We start from the raw sequence: 17,540 nt of genomic DNA, 5'->3' as shown, positions 1-17,540 counted from the left end.
TGCCGGAGCGGCGCTCAGGCCGCCTTGGTCTCGAACTGTTCCTCTTCCGTGGACCCCTTCAGCGCCACGGTCGAGGACTGGCCGCCCTGGATGGTCTGGGTGACCGCGTCGAAATAGCCGGTGCCCACCTCGCGCTGGTGCTTGACCGCGGTGAAGCCCTTGTCGGCGGCGGCGAACTCGGCTTCCTGCAGCTCGACGAACGCGCTCATCTGCCGGCGGGCGTAGCCGTGGGCCAGGTTGAACATCGAGTAGTTCAGCGCATGGAAGCCGGCCAGGGTGATGAACTGGAACTTGTAGCCGTAGCCGGCGATCTCCTTCTGGAACTTGGCGATGGTGGCGTCGTCCAGGTTCTTCTTCCAGTTGAAGCTCGGGCTGCAGTTGTAGGCCAGCAGCTTGCCCGGGTACTTGGCGTGGATCGCCTCGGCGAACTTGCGCGCGAACTCCAGGTCCGGTTTGCCGGTCTCGCACCACACCAGGTCGGCGTAGGGCGCGTAGGCCAGGCCGCGCGAGATCGCCTGGTCGAGGCCGTTGCGGGTCTTGTAGAAGCCCTCCACGGTGCGCTCGCCGGTGGCGAAGGGCCTGTCGTTGTCGTCGATGTCGCTGGTCAGCAGGTCCGCGGCCTCGGCGTCGGTGCGCGCGACGATGATCGTCGGCACGCCCATCACGTCGCTCGCCAGGCGCGCGGCGGTGAGCTTCTCGACCGCCTCGCGCGTGGGTACCAGCACCTTGCCGCCCATGTGGCCGCACTTCTTCACCGAGGCCAGCTGGTCCTCGAAGTGCACGCCCGAGGCGCCGGCCTCGATCATCGCCTTCATCAGCTCGAAGGCGTTGAGCACGCCGCCGAAGCCGGCCTCGGCGTCGGCCACGATCGGCTGCAGGAAGTCGATGCTGTCGTCGCCCTCGGCATGGTAGAGCTGGTCGGCGCGCAGCAGGGTGTTGTTGATGCGCTTGACCACCGCCGGCACCGAATCGGCCGGGTACAGCGACTGGTCCGGATACATCTGCCCGGCCAGGTTGGCGTCGGCGGCCACCTGCCAGCCGGAGAGATAGATCGCCTTCAGGCCGGCCTTGACCTGCTGCATGGCCTGGTTGCCGGTCAGCGCGCCGAGCGCGTTGACGAAGTCCTCGGTCTGCAGGTAGCCCCAGAGCTTCTCGGCGCCGAGCCTGGCGATGGAGTGCTCGACCGGAACCGTGCCGCGCAGGCGCACCACGTCCTCGGCGGTGTAGGCGCGCGTCACGCCCTGCCAGCGCGGATTGGTGTCCCAGTCCTGCTGGAGTTGTTCGGCGGTGGGCAGTTTGCTGGTCATGTGATGGGCCTTTTGCTGAGGTCTCCCCTGCCTGGGGAGTCGGAGTGGGGCGGAGCGCGGCCGACGATGCGATGCGCGCCCCGAAGGGAAAGCGGTCGCGGTCAGTCCAGCCGCTCGTACGCGGGCAGCGTGAGGAAGTCGGCGAGTTCGTCGCTGCGGGTGAGGCGGTCGAGCATGCCGATGGCCTCCGGCACGCGCGCCACGCCGGGCAGCGCCTGGCCGGCCAGGCGCGCGGGCAGCTCGCGCAGCACTTCTTCGAACAGCTCGAAATCGATCGCGGTGCCGTCCTCGAGCGTTTGCGATCCCGTGCGCGGCGCTTGGCCGCGCGCATCAGCGTGGTGCAACCATTGCCACAGCTGCGTGCGCGCGATCTCGGCGGTGGCGGCGTCCTCCATCAGCCAATGGATCGGCACGCAGCCGTTGCCCTCGAGCCAGGCGGCCAGATAGCGCACGCAGACCTCGACGTTGCCCTCGAAGCCCTTGCGCGAGATGGTGCCCGGCGGCGCCGCGATCAGCGCATCGCGCGTCGCGTGCACGTCCTCGCGCAGCTTGCCGTGCTGGTTGGGGGCCGGCATACCGGCGTCGAAGATCTCGCGCGCGATCGGGATCAGCGCCGGGTGCGCCACCCAGGTGCCGTCGTGGCCGGCGCCCACTTCGCGCAGCTTGTCGGCGCGCACGCGCTCCATCGCCGCCTCGTTGGCGACGCTGTCGCCGCTGATCGGGATCTGCGCGGCCATGCCGCCCATGGCGTGCGCGCCGCGGCGGTGGCAGGTCTGGATCAGCAGCTCCGAATACGCCTTCAGGAACGGCTGCGTCATCGTCACCTGCGCGCGCTCGGGCAGCACGCGGTCGGGATGGGCGCGGAAGGTCTTGATGTAGGAGAAGATGTAGTCCCAGCGTCCGCAGTTGAGGCCGGCGATGCGTTCGCGCAGCGCGTGCAGGATCTCGTGCATCTGGAACACGGCCGGCAGCGTCTCGATCAGCACAGTGACCTTCATCTGCCCGGCCGGCAGTCCGAGCGCGGTCTCGATGTAGGCCAGCACGTCCTGCCACAGCGCCGCTTCCTCCATCGACTGCAGCTTGGGCAGATAGAAGTACGGGCCGCGGTCGAGCTGCGCCAGCGCCTTGGCGTTGTGGAAGGCGAACAGGCCGACGTCGAACAGGCCGCCGCCCAGGCGCTCGCCGTCCACGCGCACGTGCTTCTCGTCCAGGTGCCAGCCGCGCGGACGCACGATCAGCACCGCGCGCTCGGCGAAGGGCTTCAGGGCGTAGCGCTTGCCCTGCTCGTTGACGAACTCGAGCGTGCCGGCCACCGCCTCGCCCAGCGCGCCCTGGCCCTGGATCAGGTTGGGCCAGGTCGGCGCCGTGGAATCCTCGAAGTCGGCCATGTAGCAGCTGGCGCCGGAGTTGAGCGCGTTGATGACCATCTTCGGATCGACCGGCCCGGTGATCTCCACCCGGCGGTCCTGCAGCGCCGCCGGCAGCGGCGCCACGCGCCAGTCGCCCTCGCGGACGGCGCGCGTGTCCTCGCGGAAGTCCGGCAGGCCGCCGCCATCGAAAAACGCCTGGCGCTCGCGGCGGGCGGCCAGCAACGCCTGGCGGCGCCCTTCGAAGCGGCGGTGCAGGCCGGCCAGCAGGCGCAGCGCCTCGGGCGTCAGCAGGGCGTCCTGTCCCTCGGCGCGGGCGGTGATCTCGATCCCGCCCGGCAGGGCTTGCTTGAGGACTGCGGACATGGGGACTCCGGTACAGCGGTGGGGGTCCTAACATCCGTCCCAGGCTAGTATTTGACAATTTAGTTTTTTCAATTTAAATCATAAGTTTTACTTATTTAGATTCAGACAGATTGCTCGATTGTTCATAAGCCACTGAGTTATCTCACTATTTTTCAAAGGGCACGCGCGTCGTCCGACCGCACGGCGCCGCCCGGCAAGCTGAAACGCCCATGACGAGCCCCTCCGGCACCCCCCGTTTCGCCTACAAGGGCGACCGCCTCAAGCCCCTGCGGGCCTTCTGCCAGACCGCGCGCCTGGGCTCGGTGTCGCGCGCGGCCGAGGCGCTGTACGTCTCCCAGCCGGCCATCACCCTGCAGCTGCAGGCGCTGGAGCGGGACATGGGCGTGCCCCTGCTCGAACGCAGCGGCCGGCGGCTGATCCCCACGCGCGAGGGTCAGTTGCTCTACGAGATGGCGCAGCCGTTGGTCGAAGGGCTGGACGGCCTGGCCACCGAGTTCCGCGACAAGGTCAGCGGCCTGGATGCCGGCGAGCTGAACATCGCCGCCAACAGCTCCACCATCCTGTACCTGCTGCCGAAGATCGTCGCCGCCTTCCGCGCCGAGCATCCCGACGTGCGCCTGACCCTGCATCCGGCGATCACCGCCGACGGCACCGACCTGGTGCGCTCGGACGCGGTGGACCTCGCGGTCGGCTCCATGCTCGACGTGCCCGCCGACCTCGATTACGCGCCGGTGTACCGCTTCGAGCCGATGCTGATCGTGCCGCCCGAGCATCCGCTGGCCATGCGCCCGCAGCTCACGCTCGACGCGCTCTCGCCCTATCCGCTGATCCTGCCGCCGCGCCGGCAGATCACCTATCGCCTGGTCGACCTGGTCTTCCAGCAGAACCGCGTGCCGTACACGGTGGCGCTGGAAGTCGGCGGCTGGGAGATCATCAAGCAGTACGTGGCCATGAACATGGGCATCTCCATCGTCAGTTCGATCTGCCTGACCGAAGCCGACCGCGGCAAGCTGGTCGCGCGCAGCCTGCGCGACTATTTCCCTTCGCGCAGCTACGGCGTGGTGGTGCGCAAGGGCAAATTCCTTTCGCCGCAGGCGCGCGCCTTCGTCGAACTGATCCAGCCGCACCTGTTCTCGCCGCGCGGCTACGACGAGACCGGCCACTCCGAACGCTGAGCGAGCCGGAGCCCCGGCTTCGCCGGGCAAGAGCCAAGAGCGCGTTCGCTACGCGCGCGGCAGCCGCCGCAAGGCCTCGCGGAAGAACACGCGGTCGGCCGGCACCAGTTCGCGCAACCGCCGCCGCAGGCGCGCGGCGGCGGCGGCGCTCGCCGCCGGATCGCCCTCGTAGGCCTGGTACCAGGCCACTTCCAGCAGCAGGTTGCAGCGCTGCAGGGCGTCGATCTGCAGGCGTCCGCCGTCCACCTCGGCCTGCAGCGCCAGCGCCAGGTCGAGCCAGCGCGACCATTGCGCGCGCAGCTCGATCGGCGCGACCTGCGCGCGGAACTGTCCCGACCCCAGCACCGGCCAGCGACGGAATCCGGCCGCGTCCGGATACAGGGCATCGGGCCCGCCGCCGCGCGCCATGCGCAGCAGGTAGATGCTGTTCCAGCAACCGCCGCCCACGCCGTGGTGTTCGCTCAGCCAGGCGGCCAGCGCGATCCAGGTCAGCGGCGAATGCGGCCCCGAGCCCGCGGCCTGCAGGCCGCAGCGCTCGAACAGCCAGATCGACCAGCCGAGGTTGCTGGCCGTGGAGGCGGCCGCATCGAACAGTTCCGATTCGTTGGCCAGGGTCAGCGCCAGGCGGTAGTGGCGCAGCGCCGTCTCCGCGGCTTGGCGGCGCTCGTCCAGCGGCCGCTGCGCGTCGAGCGCGAAGGCGCGGTGGATCAGCGCCTGCAGGTTGGCATGCTCGCAGCGCACGCGCGGATGGTGCTCGAACAGCGGCGTCCAGCGCGCATCGGCCACGGCATCGCGCAGGATGCGGCCGGCCAGCGGCGCATCGCGCTCGGCATAGGCGCACCAGGCGCGCACGATCGCCGCCATCGCGCCGAGCCAGGCGTGCTCGGGCGCCTGCACGTCGTGCCAGTGGCGATCCAGCTCGTCGAGCACCGCGCGCGCGGCATCGGCGTTGCCGGCACGGCGCCACACCATCGCCTGCTGCAGCAGCGCCAGCGCCTGCCAGCGCGCGTCGGAAGCCAATGCCTGCGCGTGCCGGTAGCCGGCGAGCGCGCCGTGGCCGCCGTCGACGATCAACCGTCCATCGAGCATGTCGCGGCGCGCGCCGGCCCAGGCATGCCAGTAGGACGGATCCGCTTCGCCGAAGGCCTGTGCATCGCCCGTCGCCGACGCGTCGGCGGGCAGGCCGAGCCACAGCGCGACCGCCTCCGCATCGGCGGCGGCGCCGCGCAATGCGATCTCCAGCCGCTGCGCCTCGCCCGGCGCCAGCCAGTACGGGCCGCGGCTGCGCCCGGCCAGCGGCAGCATGTGCAGGGGACGCTCGCGATCCTTGCCCCAGCCCGCGCGCACGCCCCAGCGCTCGAAATCCGCGTAGGCGCGGCTGATCACCATGCGCAGGTTGCGCGTGGCGGCGAAGCGCTCGCGCAGCTCGCGCTCGCGCACCCAGCCCGCATCGCCGTCCTGGCTGGCGGCCAGCCACATGCGCAGCAGCAGCCACAGCGATTGCTGACGCACGGCCTGTCCCTGCAGGCGCGGCACGCTTCCCAATTCGATCCTGATCATGAGCGCGAAGTCTGGCACAGGCATGCGGACACGGTGACGACGGTTACGGCGGTGACGGTCCGCACCGATTGGCTTGCGCGCCGCGCGGGACAAGACTGCACCGCACCTCAATCACGGAGATCGGTCATGGCGAACCCGCGGCTCTGTCGCTGCTTGCTGCCGTTGTTCTTCGCGCTCGCTTGCGGACATGTCCAGGCGGCGCCCCCGCACGCGACGCCGGCCGCGGCCGAGGCGGCGCGACGCTTCGCCGAGTACGGACATGCCGGCGCCTGGCTGGTGCAGCGCGACGGCGAGCCGGCGAGGCTGGTCTACGACGGCGCGGCCTTCGATGCCAAGCCGCAACTGCCGGCCTCCACGTTCAAGGTGCTGCTGGCGCTGGTCGCGCTGGAAACCGGCGCGCTGCGCAGTGCGGACGAGGTCATTCCCTGGGACGGACACACCTATGCCGCGTTCCCGGAATGGAAGACCGACATGGCCCTGCGCCAGGCGATGCAGACCTCCAGCGAAAGCTATTTCCGCATCGTCGCCGCGCGCATCGGCCGCGCGCGCCTGGCCGACTGGGTCCAGCGCCTGGACTACGGCAACGGGCGCATCGGCCCGAGCGCGGCGCGCGCCTGGCATGACGGCGTGCTCACCGTGACGTTGCGGCAGCAGCTGGCTTTCATCGACCGCGTGCGCCGCGGCGATCTGCCAGTCTCGCGCGCCACGCTGGCGGCGGTGAAGGCGGCGATGCGCGACGCGGACGGGCGCGGACGGTCTCTCTACGCCAAGACCGGCACCCACCTGCCCGACGACGGATCGCCGGGCATCGGCTGGTGGATCGGCTGGGAGGACGCCGGCGCACACGCCACCAGCTTCGTGCTGGCGGTGGAACTCAAGCGCGGCGACGTGCGTTCGAAGCGCGTCGCGCTCGGCAAGCGCCTGCTGGCGGCCGAGGACCGGGCCGAAGACCGGACCGCGCCCCGTCGCTGACGCCGCGCTTCAGTCCTCGGCCACCCGCACCACCAGCTTGCCGAAGTTGCGGCCCTCCAGCAGGCCGATGAAGGCGCCCGGCGCGTTCTCCAGCCCGTCGACGACGTCCTCGCGCAGCCGCACCTGCCCGGCGGCGATCCATTCGCCCATGTCGCGGCGGAAGGCCTCGTAGCTGTCGGCATAGTGGTCGAGGATGATGAAGCCCTCCATGCGGATGCGCTTTTGCAGCAGCGTGTTGACCATGTTCGGCAAGCGGTCCGGACCGGGCGGCGGCGCGTCCTCGTTGTAGTGCGCGATCACCCCGCACACCGGCACGCGTGCGTTGTTGTTGAGCAGCGGCAGCACCGCGTCGAACACGGCGCCGCCGACGTTCTCGAAGTAGACGTCGATGCCGTCCGGGCAGGCTTCGGCCAGGCGACGCGCGAACTGCGGATCGCGGTGGTCGAGGCAGGCGTCGAACCCGAGTTCCTCCACCGCATGGCGGCACTTGTCGGCGCCGCCGGCGATGCCGACCACGCGCGCGCCCTTGCGCTTGGCGATCTGCCCGACCACCGCGCCGACCGCGCCGGTGGCCGCCGCCACCGCCACCGTCTCGCCCGGCTTGGGCTGGCCGATCCGCAGCAGGCCGACATAGGCGGTGAATCCGGGCATGCCCAGGCCGCCCAACGCCAGCGACGGCTGCGCCATCTCGCCCAGCGGCGTGAGGCCCGCGCCGTCGGCGACGGCGTAGTCCTGCCAGCCGGCGCCGCCCAGCACCAGTTCGCCCGGCCGGAAACGCGGATCCTTCGAGGCGACGACGCGCCCGACCGTGCCGCCGATCATCGTGTCGCCCACCGGCACCGCCGACGCGTAGGACGTGCCGGCCTCGTCCATCAAGGTGCGCATGTACGGATCGAGCGAAAGATAGAGGGTGCGCGTGAGCACCTGGCCCTCGCCCGGCTCCGGAAGCGCGGTGTCCTCGAGGCGGAAATTCGCCGGCGTGGGCAGGCCCTGCGGACGCGCGGCCAGGACGAATCGGCGGTTGCTGCGATCGGTTTGCGGCATATCGGTTCCTGTGAAGGCGATGCCACGGCGGCATCGCAAAGCCAAATGTCGAATAAACGAAACCCCCTCTCAATTGAGAATGGTTTGCATTTGCGTTTGTGGATGCACACAATGCCGCCGTCCCCACTGCCGCAGGTGCCCGCATGCACCGCGTTCTCCAGGCCGGACCGCAGCCGCGCCGTGCGCGGCACGGCGCCGGCCTACGCCAGTTCCAGGTTCTCGTCGTCCGGTTCCTCGGTCTCCGCCACCGGCTTGTGCGAGGCGGCCTTGGCCAGCTGCGCCTTGGCCAGGTCGGCCGCGCGCTTGGAGGCCATGAAGCGTTTGCGGTCCGGGCACAGCACCTGCATGTAGTCGGCGTCGAAGTTCAGGCGCTCGACCAGGAAGTCGACGAAGGCGCGCACCTTGGGCGAGGTGGTCTGCCCGCGCGGGAACACGGCGTTGAACTCGTACTCCGGCCCGGTCCAGCCGGCGAGCACGCGCTTGACGTGGCCGAGCTCGGCGTGCGCCTTCATGTTGACGTCGCTGGCCAGCAGCAGGCCTTCGCCGCAGATCAGCGCGCCGGTCAGCGCGGCCGGGTCGTTGGCGACCAGCACCGGATCGATGCGGTAGTCCTCCTGCCGCTCGCCGTCGCCCAGCGGCCAGAAGAACTGGCTGTTGCGGCGGAACTTCTGCATCGCCAGCGTGCGGTGGTGCAGCAGGTCGTCGGGGTGCAGCGGCTCGCCATGACGCTCGATGTAGTGCGGACTGGCGTAGACCTGGGTGCGGAACACCGCCAGTCGCCGCGCGACGAGATTGGAATCGGGCAGGCTGCCGCCGCGCAGGGCGACGTCGATCTCACGATCGATCAGGTCGACCTTCTCGTTGGTCAGCAGCATTTCCACGCGCACCTCGGGATGGCGCGAGTGGAACTCGCCCAGCAGCGGCGCGATCCAGGTCACGCCGGTGGAATACGGCACGGTGAAGCGCAGCCAGCCGCGCGGGCCGCCCTGCAGCTGTCCGACGGCGCTTTCGGCTTCGTCGAGTTCGCGCGCAATGCGCTGGCAATGTTCGTAGTACACATTGCCCGCCTCGGTGAGGCCGAGCTTGCGCGTGGTGCGATGCAGGAGCTGCGCGCCCAGGCGCGTCTCCAGTTCCTGCACCTTGCGGCTGACGGTGGTCTTGGGCAGTCCCAGCGCGCCGGCGGCGCCGATGAAACTGCCGTGCTCGACCACCTTGACGAAGACCAGGGTGTCGTTGAGATCGCGTGCCATGGAAGTTCTCCGGATAGGACGACGTGGCCGACAGACGCGTCCGGCGGATGCCTGGCGGGACAGCCGCCGCGCCTCGAACACGTCTTGCAGAAACACGCCTTGTAGAAACACGCCTTGCAGAAACACGTCTTGCAGAGCAGGCCCGGCCCGACAGGCCGGGAAATACGCAGGTGCAGGCCGATATCGGGGCACCGACGCCGGCGACAAGGACAATCCCTGGATTAGACCAGGTTCGGGACAATTATTCCCCGATTCATGGACTAATCAAGTGCCGCCCGGGCCGCTATCGTTTGTTCCATTCCAAAGCGCTCCCCTCCCGGAGATTCGACATGAGCAACATCCATCGCCGCAATCTGTTGGGCTCGGCTCTGGTCATGTTTGTCGTGGTCGATCTGCTGGGCCTGGTGTCTTTCGTTTTGAATCAATGGTTTGCCGTCGAATTCTGGCAATCCTGGGGTCTGGCGGCGTTGCTCGCCCTGCCCGTCACCATGCTGGTGCTGCCGCTGGTGGGAACAATCCTCGACGCCGTCACAGTTCGTGACAACATCCCGATGACGGGAGAGAAAATCCCGGGAACGGGACAATGAGCCCGGTTCTCAAACGCCCCATCCTGATCGTCCTGGGCGCCACCGGCTGCGTCGGTCGCAGCGTGGTCGCGGCCGCGCTGGAGGCCGGCCACGGCGTCGCGGCGGTGGCCCGCGATCCGGCCGACCTGCAGGATCTGCGCCGCAAGCATGCCGGCGCCGACCTGGTCACGATCGCCGCCTCGGTCGGCACCGACCGCGAGGCCGCGACGCTCTCCGACCGCATCCGCGACCTCGAGCGGCCGATCGGCGGCGTGATCGTCGCCATCCGCGGCGACGTCGGCACCGAGGTAAAAGCGGCCGGCCGCCTGCTCGACCAGCCGGCCGACTTCCTGCGCCGCCGCCTGGACGAGGACCTGCTGCCGCATCTGTTCGCGGCGCGGCACCTGCTGCCGCTGCTGGCCGAGTCCCGGCGCGGCGGCTACGTGCTGATCGGCGGCCCCGGCGCCGAGCAGCCCTGGGCCGGCTACGGCCATCGTTCGATCGGCAACGCCGCACTGCGCATGCTGGCGCGCGTGCTGCACGACGAGGCGCGCACGGTCGGTGTTCGCGTGCAGCTGCTGGCGGTGGATTCGCCGGCGCGCACCGACGCCAACCTCCGCCACGCCTGCGAACAGTGGCCGAGCGTGCACGCCATCGCGCGGCACGCGGTGGCCATGACCGGCGGCGTCGAGCCGCCCGACCACGCCATCGTGCGACACGGCGCACGTTCCGCGCCGTCCGACCTCCGGTCGGATGATCTGGACGCTCGCCAAGCCTCGCGCCCGACGGCTTGCGTCTCAAAAGCTGCGATTGCCTCTGACCAAACTGCACCTGAACAGACCGCGCCGGCGCATGTCGCGCCGGCCGCGCCCCGATCGTCGGTAGACGTGCGTGCGTTGTTGCGCGCGATCGCCTCCTCTCCTCGTTCACAGGAAACCCCCTCCCCATGATTTCCTCCCATGCGATCTCCAACAGGGCGATCTCCCGCAAGGCGCCCGCTCGCAAAGCGCTCGCCCGCTCGGGCACGCCGCACCCCCTGCCCGCACTCGCCCTGAGCGCGGTCATCGCCGTCATCGTCGCCGCCTGCGACAGCAATGCCGCCCCCAACGCGGAAATGCCGCCGCCGCCGGAGGTGAGCGTGGCCACCGTGCTGTCCAAGCAGGTCACGCAGTGGGACGACTTCACCGGCCGCGTCGCCTCTCCCGAAACCGTCGAGGTGCGCCCGCGCGTGAGCGGCTACGTCGACCGCGTCAACTACCGCGAAGGCGACGAGGTCAAGAAGGGCCAGCTGCTCTTCACCATCGACCAGCGCCCGTACCGGGCGGCATTGGCCCGTGCCCAGGCCGACCTGGAGCGCGCGCGCAGCGAGGCGCTGCTCACGCAATCGCAGAACGCGCGCGCGCAGACCCTGATCGAGGCCAAGGCGATCTCGCGCGAGGAGTTCGACACGCGCAAGGCCGCCGCCGCGCAGAGCAACGCGGCCGTGCGCGCCGCCGAGGCCGCGCTGACCACCGCGCGGCTCGACCTGCAGTTCACCGAGGTGCGCTCGCCGATCGACGGACGCGCCGGACGCGCGATGACCACCACCGGCAACCTGGCCCAGGCCGACGCCACCCTGCTCACCACCGTCGTCTCGGTGAACCCGATGTACGTGTACTTCGAGAGCGACGAGCAGAGCTTCCTGCGCTACCAGGAGCTCGCGCGCAAGGGCGAACGCGCCGCGACCAGGAATCCGGTGCGCATCGGCCTGGCCAGCGAGCAGGGCTATCCGCACGAGGGCACGGTGGACTTCATCGACAACCAGGTCGATCCCACCACCGGCACCATCCACGCCCGCGCGGTGCTGCCCAACCCGGACCGCCAATTCACCCCGGGGCTGTTCGCACGCGTGCAGCTGGAAGGCAGCGGCGAGTTCAAGGCCATGCTGATCGACGACAAGGCCGTGCTCACCGACCAGGACCGCAAGTACGTCTACGTGCTGGGCCCGGAGAACAAGGCGCTGCGCAAGGACGTGGTGCTCGGCCGCTTGATCGGCGGCCTGCGCGTGGTGCAGTCGGGCCTGGCCGCCAACGACAAGGTGGTCGTCAACGGCGTGCAGAAAGTGTTCTTCCCGGGAATGCCGGTCAATCCGAAGACCGTCGTGATGAGCGCCCCGGAACCGCAGCAACAGGCCCGCGTCGCGCAAGCGCAGTAACGATCTCTCTCCCCTCGTCGGACTGAGCCCGCTACGCAGGTCCGGCGGCCGCCGATTCTCCAGCGCTCCCCTCCCCCGGCGCCGGAGGATCGGCGAGGCCGCCACTCTCTTCGCCCTCCGTCCCCGCCACCGCGGGGACGGTCGGGGAAGGACCGCCCGAATCTCTTGACGGCCGCCGCGATGCGCGTGCGGCCGTGCGCCGCCGCCGTCCGCGCATGCGCACGGCACGGCAAAACCTCAAGGAAACTCCCATGGATTTCTCCAAGTTCTTCATCGACCGGCCGATCTTCGCCGCGGTGCTGTCGATCGTGATCTTCGCCGCCGGCCTGATCGCGATCCCGATCCTGCCGATCAGCGAATACCCGGAAGTGGTGCCGCCCTCGGTGGTGGTGCGCACGGTCTATCCGGGCGCCAACCCCAAGGTGATCGCCGAGACGGTGGCCACGCCGCTGGAGGAAGCGATCAACGGCGTCGAGAACATGATGTACCTGAAGTCCGTCGCCGGCTCCGACGGCGTGCTGCAGATGACCATCACCTTCCGCCCCGGCACCGATCCGGACGACGCCGCGGTCAAGGTGCAGAACCGCGTCGCCCAGGCGCTGGCGCGCCTGCCCGAGGACGTGCGGCGGCAGGGCGTGACCACGCAGAAGCAGTCGCCGGTGTTCCTGATGGTGGTGCACCTGACCTCGCCCAACGGCAAGTACGACACGCTGTACCTGCGCAACTACGCGCGGTTGCACGTGAAGGACGTGCTGGCGCGCCTGCCCGGCGTGGGCGACGCGCAGATCTTCGGCGGCGGCGACTACGCCATGCGCGCCTGGCTCGATCCGGACAAGATCGCCTCGCGCGGCCTGACCGCCGGCGACGTGGTGCGGGCGATGCGCGAGCAGAACGTGCAGGTCTCGGCCGGCCAGCTCGGCGCCGAACCCATGCCCAGCAGCAGCTTCCTCACCCTGATCAACGCCCAGGGCCGCCTGCGCAGCGAGGAGGAGTTCGGCAACATCGTGCTCAAGAACGGCGAGAACGGCGAGATCGTGCGCTTGGCCGACGTCGCCCGCCTGGAACTGGGCGCCGGCGACTACACCCTGCGCTCGCAGCTCGACGGCAAGAACGCGGTCGGCATCGGCATCTTCCAGTCGCCCGGCGCCAACGCCCTGGAGATCCAGGAGCAGGTGATCACGCGCATGGACGAGCTCACCAAGAGCTTCCCCGAGGGCATCAAGTACGAGGCCGTCTACGACACCACGATCTTCGTCCGCGACTCGATCAAGGCCGTGGTCACCACGCTGCTGGAGGCGGTGGTGCTGGTGGTGCTGGTGGTGATCCTGTTCCTGCAGACCTGGCGCGCCTCGATCATTCCGCTGATCGCGGTGCCGGTCTCGATCGTCGGCACGTTCGCCGCGCTCTACCTGCTCGGCTTCTCGATCAACACGCTCAGCCTGTTCGGCCTGGTGCTGGCGATCGGCATCGTGGTCGACGACGCGATCGTGGTGGTGGAGAACGTCGAGCGCAACATCGAGGAAGGGCTGAGTCCGCTCGAGGCGGCGCACCAGGCGATGAAGGAAGTCTCCGGACCGATCGTCGCGATCGCGCTGGTGCTGTGCGCGGTGTTCGTGCCGATGGCTTTCCTCTCCGGCGTGACCGGCCAGTTCTACAAGCAGTTCGCGGTGACCATCGCGATCTCGACGGTGATCTCGGCGATCAACTCGCTGACCCTGTCGCCGGCGCTGGCCGCGCGCCTGCTCAAGGCGCACGACGCGCCCAAGGACGCGCCCTCGCGCCTGATCGACCGCCTGTTCGGCTGGCTGTTCCGCCCGTTCAACCGCTTCTTCAAGGCCAGCTCCGACAAGTACCAGGGCGCGGTGTCGCGCACGCTGGGCAAGCGCGGCGCGGTCTTCGTGGTCTATGCGCTGCTGCTGGCCGCGACCGGCACCATGTTCAAGCTGGTGCCGGCCGGCTTCATCCCGACCCAGGACAAGCTGTACCTGATCGCCGGCGTGAAGCTTCCCGAAGGCGCCTCGCTGGCCCGCACCGACGCCCTGCTGAAGAAGGTCAGCGACATCGCCATGAGCACCGACGGCGTGGCGCATTCGATCGCCTTCCCGGGCCTGAACGCGCTGCAGTTCACCAATACGCCCAACACCGGCGTGGCGTTCCTGCCGCTGAAGCCCTTCAGCGAGCGCAACGGCCGCACCGCTGCGCAAATCAACGCCGAGATCAACCAGAAGATCGCCGGGCTGCAGGAAGGCTTCACCTTCGCGATCATGCCGCCGCCGATCCTCGGCCTTGGCAACGGCAACGGCTACCAGATGTTCATCGAGGACCGCGGCAATCTCGGCTACGGCGCGCTGCAGAGCGCGGTGAGCGCGTTCCAGGGGGCGGTCTCGCAGACCCCCGGCATGGGTTTCCCGATCACCACCTACCAGGCCAACGTGCCGCAGCTCGACGCCGAGGTCGACCGCGTCAAGGCCAAGGCGCAGGGCGTGCCGCTGACGGAGCTGTTCGACACGCTTCAGACCTACCTGGGCTCGGCCTACGTCAACGACTTCAACCAGTTCGGCCGCACCTGGCAGGTGATCGCCCAGGCCGACAGCCAGTACCGCGACAGCGTCGAGGACATCGCCAACCTGCGCACCCGCAACGACCGCGGCGAGATGGTGCCGATCGCCTCGATGGTGACCATCAAGCAGACCTACGGCCCCGACCCGGTGCTGCGCTACAACGGCTACCCGGCCGCCGACATCGCCGGCGAGGCCGATCCGCGCATGCTCTCCTCGGCGCAGGCGATGAGCACGCTCACCGACCTGGCCGCCAAGGTGCTGCCCAATGGCATGAGCATCGAATGGACCGACCTGAGCTTCCAGCAGGCGACCCAGGGCAAGGCCGCGCTGATCGTCTTCCCGCTGGCCATCCTGCTGGTGTTCCTGGTGCTGGCGGCGCTGTACGAGAGCTGGACGCTGCCGCTGGCGGTGATCCTGATCGTGCCGATGTGCATGCTCTCGGCGCTGCTCGGTGTCAAGCTCACCGGCGGCGACAACAACGTGTTCGTGCAGGTCGGCCTGGTGGTGCTGATGGGCCTGGCGTGCAAGAACGCGATCCTGATCGTCGAGTTCGCGCGCGAGCTGGAAATCCAGGGCAAGAGCATCATCGAAGCCGCGCTGGAGGCCTGCCGCCTGCGCCTGCGCCCGATCGTGATGACCTCGATCGCCTTCATCGCCGGCACCATCCCGCTCGTGCTCTCGCACGGCGCCGGCGCCGAGGTGCGCTCGGTCACCGGCATCACGGTGTTCGCCGGCATGCTCGGCGTGACCCTGTTCGGCCTGTTCCTCACCCCGGTGTTCTACGTCGCGCTGCGCAAGCTCTCCGGCAACAAGCTGGTCAGCCACGGCCATTCCACGATGCAGCCGCACGCCGCCCAGGTGTGAACCGCGGCATCCGCCGCGCCTCGCGGGCCATCGCGCCGGCGAGGCGCGGCCCTTCTTCCCGATGCGGGCCCGCCCGCATCCGACCCAGGAAATCCCCCATGTCCACGCAATCCAGCCATTCCTCTTCCGACAAGATCGCGCTCGTCACCGGCGCCACCCGCGGCATCGGTTTCGAGACGGTGCGCCAGCTCGCCGGCAGCGGCGTCCACGTGCTGCTGGCCGGGCGCAATCGCGCCAAGGCGGTGGAAGCCTCGCTCAAGCTGCAGGGCGAAGGCTTCGACGTCGCCGCGATCGACCTGGACGTCACCCGGCCCGAGAGCATCGCCTCGGCCGCCGAGGAAGTCGCACGCAAGTACGGCCGCCTCGACATCCTCGTCAACAACGCCGGCATCGTCGCCGAGGACCGCGACGCCCAGCCGTCCCAGCAGGCGCTGGCGCGCTGGCGCGAGACCTTCGACACCAACCTGTTCGGCGTGGTCGCGGTGACGCAGGCCTTCCTGCCGCTGCTGCGCAAGTCCGAGGCGGGCCGCATCGTCAACGTGTCGAGCCTGCTCGGCTCGCTGACCGCGCACACCGACCCGGCCTCGCCCATCTACGACTTCAAGTCGATCCCCGCCTACAACGCCTCCAAGACCGCGGTGAACTCCTGGACCGTGCACCTGGCCTACGAACTGCGCGACACCCCGATCAAGGTCAACGCCGTGCATCCGGGCTACGTGCAGACCGACATGAACGGCGGCGAAGGCGAAATCGACGTTCCCACCGGCGCCAAGACCAGCGTCAGCATGGCCCTGCTCGACCAGAACGGTCCCAGCGGCGGCTACGTCTACCTCGGAGAAACCCTGCCATGGTGATTCGTCCCCTCACGATCGGCGTCATGGCGGCCCTGCTCGCCGCCTGCGCCGTCGGCCCCGACTTCGTGCGTCCGACCACCGACACCCCGGCGCGCTTCGCGCGCGAGCCGGCGACGGCGGCGATTGCGCCTCAACAAGCCGCGCCGCAGCAGGCCACGGCCACGGACACCGCCTTCTGGCGCGGTTTCGGCGACGCGCAGCTCACCGCGCTGGTGGAGGACGCGCTCTCGGCCAACCACGATCTGCGCATCGCGCTGGCCAACTACGACCGCGCCAACGCCCTGCTGCGCGGCGCCAAGTTCGACTACTTCCCCACCCTCACCGGCAGCGGCCAGGCCAGCGACAACCGCGCCAGCGCCGACCAGCAGCCGGGCGTGCCGCGCGCGGACCGCGACGGCAAAGCCTACAGCGCGCAGGTCGATGCGGCCTGGGAGCTGGACGTGTTCGGCCGCATCCGCCGCAACGTCGAGGCCAACCGCGCCGACGCCGGCGCCGGCGCCGCCGATCTGCAGTCGGCGCAGGTGGCCATCGTCGGCGACGTCGCGCGCACCTATCTGGAACTGCGCGGGCTGCAGGAGCGCCTGCGCGTGGCGCACGAGAACGCCGACAACCAGCGCGAGACCCTGCAGCTGGTGGAGGCACGCTTCAACGCCGGACGCGACAGCGAGTTCGACACCGCCCGCGCCCGCGCGCAGCTGGAATCCACGTCCGCGCGCATTCCGGCGCTGGAAGCGGCGATCGCCGCCGACATGCATCGCCTGGCGGTGCTGACCGGCCGCACGCCCGATGCGCTGATCGGCGAACTGAGCGAGGTCAAGCCGCTGCCGGCGGTGCCCGCGGGCATCGATCCCGGCACGCCGGGCGAGCTGCTGCGGCGCCGCCCGGACGTCGCCGCGGCGGAAGGACGCCTGCACGCGGCCACCGCGCGCATCGGCGTGGCCACCGCCGACCTGTTCCCGCGCTTCACCCTGGGCGGGCTGATCGGCAGCCAGGCCATCGACAGTGGCGACCTGTTCCAGCGCAGCAGCGAAACGCGCCTGGTCGCGCTCGGCATCGACTGGTCGTTCCTCGACATCGGCCGCGTGCGCGCGCGCATCAAGGCCGCCGACGCCGACGCCGAGGGCGAGCTGGCGCGCTACCAGCAGACGGTACTGCTGGCGCTGGAGGACACCGAGAACGCCCTGGTGCGCTTCGACCGCACCCGCGAGGAGGATGCGCACCTGGAGCGCGCGGCCAGCGACAGCACGCGCGCGGCGCAGCTGGCGCGCGTGCGCTTCGAGGCCGGCGCCACCAGCCTGCTGGAAGTGCTCGATGCCGAGCGCAACCGCCTGCAGGCCGAGGATGCCTTCGCCGACGGGCGCACGCGCAGCGTCACCAGTGCGGTCGCGCTGTACAAGGCGCTGGCCGGCGGCTGGCCGCAGATGCTGCCCACGCGCGAGAAGATCGCCTCGCGGTGAATG

General features: G+C 69.7%; 13 protein-coding genes. 8 read left to right on the top strand and 5 right to left on the bottom strand.

What is annotated here, in order from left to right; genetic code table 11:
* Positions 1-14: 14 nt before the first annotated feature.
* Together aceA and aceB are read right to left on the bottom strand one after the other, a co-directional pair.
* Complete coding sequence (aceA, locus tag MD221_RS06355) at positions 15-1,307, bottom strand: isocitrate lyase (RefSeq protein WP_242108675.1); 1,293 nt, start codon at positions 1,305-1,307, stop codon at positions 15-17.
* 101 nt (positions 1,308-1,408) lie between these two features.
* Complete coding sequence (gene aceB / locus MD221_RS06350) at positions 1,409-3,040, bottom strand: malate synthase A (RefSeq protein ID WP_242108674.1); 1,632 nt, start codon at positions 3,038-3,040, stop codon at positions 1,409-1,411.
* A 209-nt stretch (positions 3,041-3,249) separates the two neighbouring features.
* On the opposite strand from aceB, the gene MD221_RS06345 reads away from it, so the two are divergent.
* Complete coding sequence (locus MD221_RS06345; protein WP_242108673.1) at positions 3,250-4,215, top strand: LysR family transcriptional regulator; 966 nt, start codon at positions 3,250-3,252, stop codon at positions 4,213-4,215.
* A gap of 48 nt (positions 4,216-4,263) precedes the next feature.
* Here the strand turns inward: MD221_RS06345 and MD221_RS06340 are convergent, their stop codons facing one another.
* Positions 4,264-5,775 (bottom strand): hypothetical protein, encoded by a 1,512-nt coding sequence (locus MD221_RS06340; protein ID WP_242108672.1) that lies wholly within the window; start codon positions 5,773-5,775, stop codon positions 4,264-4,266.
* A gap of 153 nt (positions 5,776-5,928) precedes the next feature.
* On the opposite strand from MD221_RS06340, the gene MD221_RS06335 reads away from it, so the two are divergent.
* Entirely contained in the window at positions 5,929-6,747 is an 819-nt protein-coding gene (locus MD221_RS06335) for a penicillin-binding transpeptidase domain-containing protein (RefSeq protein WP_242108671.1), read from the top strand.
* Positions 6,748-6,756: 9 nt separating this feature from the next.
* Here the strand turns inward: MD221_RS06335 and MD221_RS06330 are convergent, their stop codons facing one another.
* Together MD221_RS06330 and MD221_RS06325 are read right to left on the bottom strand one after the other, a co-directional pair.
* Positions 6,757-7,791 carry an NADP-dependent oxidoreductase gene (locus MD221_RS06330; RefSeq protein WP_242108670.1) on the bottom strand — a complete coding sequence of 345 codons (1,035 nt, stop codon included), beginning with the start codon at positions 7,789-7,791 and terminating at the stop codon, positions 6,757-6,759.
* Positions 7,792-7,991: 200 nt separating this feature from the next.
* Entirely contained in the window at positions 7,992-9,041 is a 1,050-nt protein-coding gene (locus MD221_RS06325; RefSeq protein WP_242108669.1) for a LysR family transcriptional regulator, read from the bottom strand.
* A gap of 329 nt (positions 9,042-9,370) precedes the next feature.
* Here MD221_RS06325 and MD221_RS06320 point away from each other — a divergent pair, with 329 nt between their 5' ends.
* From MD221_RS06320 to MD221_RS06295, 6 genes are all read left to right on the top strand, one after another.
* Entirely contained in the window at positions 9,371-9,628 is a 258-nt protein-coding gene (locus tag MD221_RS06320; RefSeq protein WP_242108668.1) for a hypothetical protein, read from the top strand.
* Positions 9,625-10,557: an SDR family NAD(P)-dependent oxidoreductase gene (locus tag MD221_RS06315; RefSeq protein WP_242108667.1), complete on the top strand. Its 933-nt coding sequence runs from the start codon at positions 9,625-9,627 to the stop codon at positions 10,555-10,557. Before MD221_RS06320 ends, MD221_RS06315 begins: the two co-directional genes overlap by 4 nt.
* A complete protein-coding gene (locus MD221_RS06310) occupies positions 10,554-11,801 on the top strand; it encodes an efflux RND transporter periplasmic adaptor subunit (RefSeq protein WP_242108666.1) in 1,248 nt (415 codons plus the stop codon). The genes MD221_RS06315 and MD221_RS06310 overlap by 4 nt, the downstream gene beginning before the upstream one ends.
* Before the next feature lie 251 nt (positions 11,802-12,052).
* Positions 12,053-15,226 carry an efflux RND transporter permease subunit gene (locus MD221_RS06305; RefSeq protein WP_242108665.1) on the top strand — a complete coding sequence of 1,058 codons (3,174 nt, stop codon included), beginning with the start codon at positions 12,053-12,055 and terminating at the stop codon, positions 15,224-15,226.
* A gap of 98 nt (positions 15,227-15,324) precedes the next feature.
* Positions 15,325-16,080: an SDR family oxidoreductase gene (locus MD221_RS06300; RefSeq protein ID WP_242108663.1), complete on the top strand. Its 756-nt coding sequence runs from the start codon at positions 15,325-15,327 to the stop codon at positions 16,078-16,080.
* Positions 16,074-17,537: an efflux transporter outer membrane subunit gene (locus MD221_RS06295; protein WP_242108661.1), complete on the top strand. Its 1,464-nt coding sequence runs from the start codon at positions 16,074-16,076 to the stop codon at positions 17,535-17,537. Before MD221_RS06300 ends, MD221_RS06295 begins: the two co-directional genes overlap by 7 nt.
* The last annotated feature ends 3 nt before the right edge of the window (positions 17,538-17,540 follow it).

This window comes from Luteimonas aquatica (assembly GCF_022662575.1).
Taxonomy (GTDB): Bacteria; Pseudomonadota; Gammaproteobacteria; order Xanthomonadales; family Xanthomonadaceae; genus Luteimonas; species Luteimonas aquatica.
Note: the sequence above shows the minus strand (reverse complement) of the source record. Positions and strands in the feature narration are given on the sequence as shown.

Excerpts from the sequence above, each read along its gene's own strand:
- aceA (WP_242108675.1), bottom strand. The coding sequence starts at position 1,307 with ATGACCAGCAAACTGCCCACCGCCGAACAACTCCAGCAGGACTGGGAC.
- aceB (WP_242108674.1), bottom strand. The coding sequence starts at position 3,040 with ATGTCCGCAGTCCTCAAGCAAGCCCTGCCGGGCGGGATCGAGATCACC.
- MD221_RS06345 (WP_242108673.1), top strand. The coding sequence starts at position 3,250 with ATGACGAGCCCCTCCGGCACCCCCCGTTTCGCCTACAAGGGCGACCGC.
- MD221_RS06340 (WP_242108672.1), bottom strand. The coding sequence starts at position 5,775 with ATGATCAGGATCGAATTGGGAAGCGTGCCGCGCCTGCAGGGACAGGCC.
- MD221_RS06330 (WP_242108670.1), bottom strand. The coding sequence starts at position 7,791 with ATGCCGCAAACCGATCGCAGCAACCGCCGATTCGTCCTGGCCGCGCGT.
- MD221_RS06325 (WP_242108669.1), bottom strand. The coding sequence starts at position 9,041 with ATGGCACGCGATCTCAACGACACCCTGGTCTTCGTCAAGGTGGTCGAG.
- MD221_RS06320 (WP_242108668.1), top strand. The coding sequence starts at position 9,371 with ATGAGCAACATCCATCGCCGCAATCTGTTGGGCTCGGCTCTGGTCATG.
- MD221_RS06315 (WP_242108667.1), top strand. The coding sequence starts at position 9,625 with ATGAGCCCGGTTCTCAAACGCCCCATCCTGATCGTCCTGGGCGCCACC.
- MD221_RS06310 (WP_242108666.1), top strand. The coding sequence starts at position 10,554 with ATGATTTCCTCCCATGCGATCTCCAACAGGGCGATCTCCCGCAAGGCG.
- MD221_RS06305 (WP_242108665.1), top strand. The coding sequence starts at position 12,053 with ATGGATTTCTCCAAGTTCTTCATCGACCGGCCGATCTTCGCCGCGGTG.
- MD221_RS06300 (WP_242108663.1), top strand. The coding sequence starts at position 15,325 with ATGTCCACGCAATCCAGCCATTCCTCTTCCGACAAGATCGCGCTCGTC.
- MD221_RS06295 (WP_242108661.1), top strand. The coding sequence starts at position 16,074 with ATGGTGATTCGTCCCCTCACGATCGGCGTCATGGCGGCCCTGCTCGCC.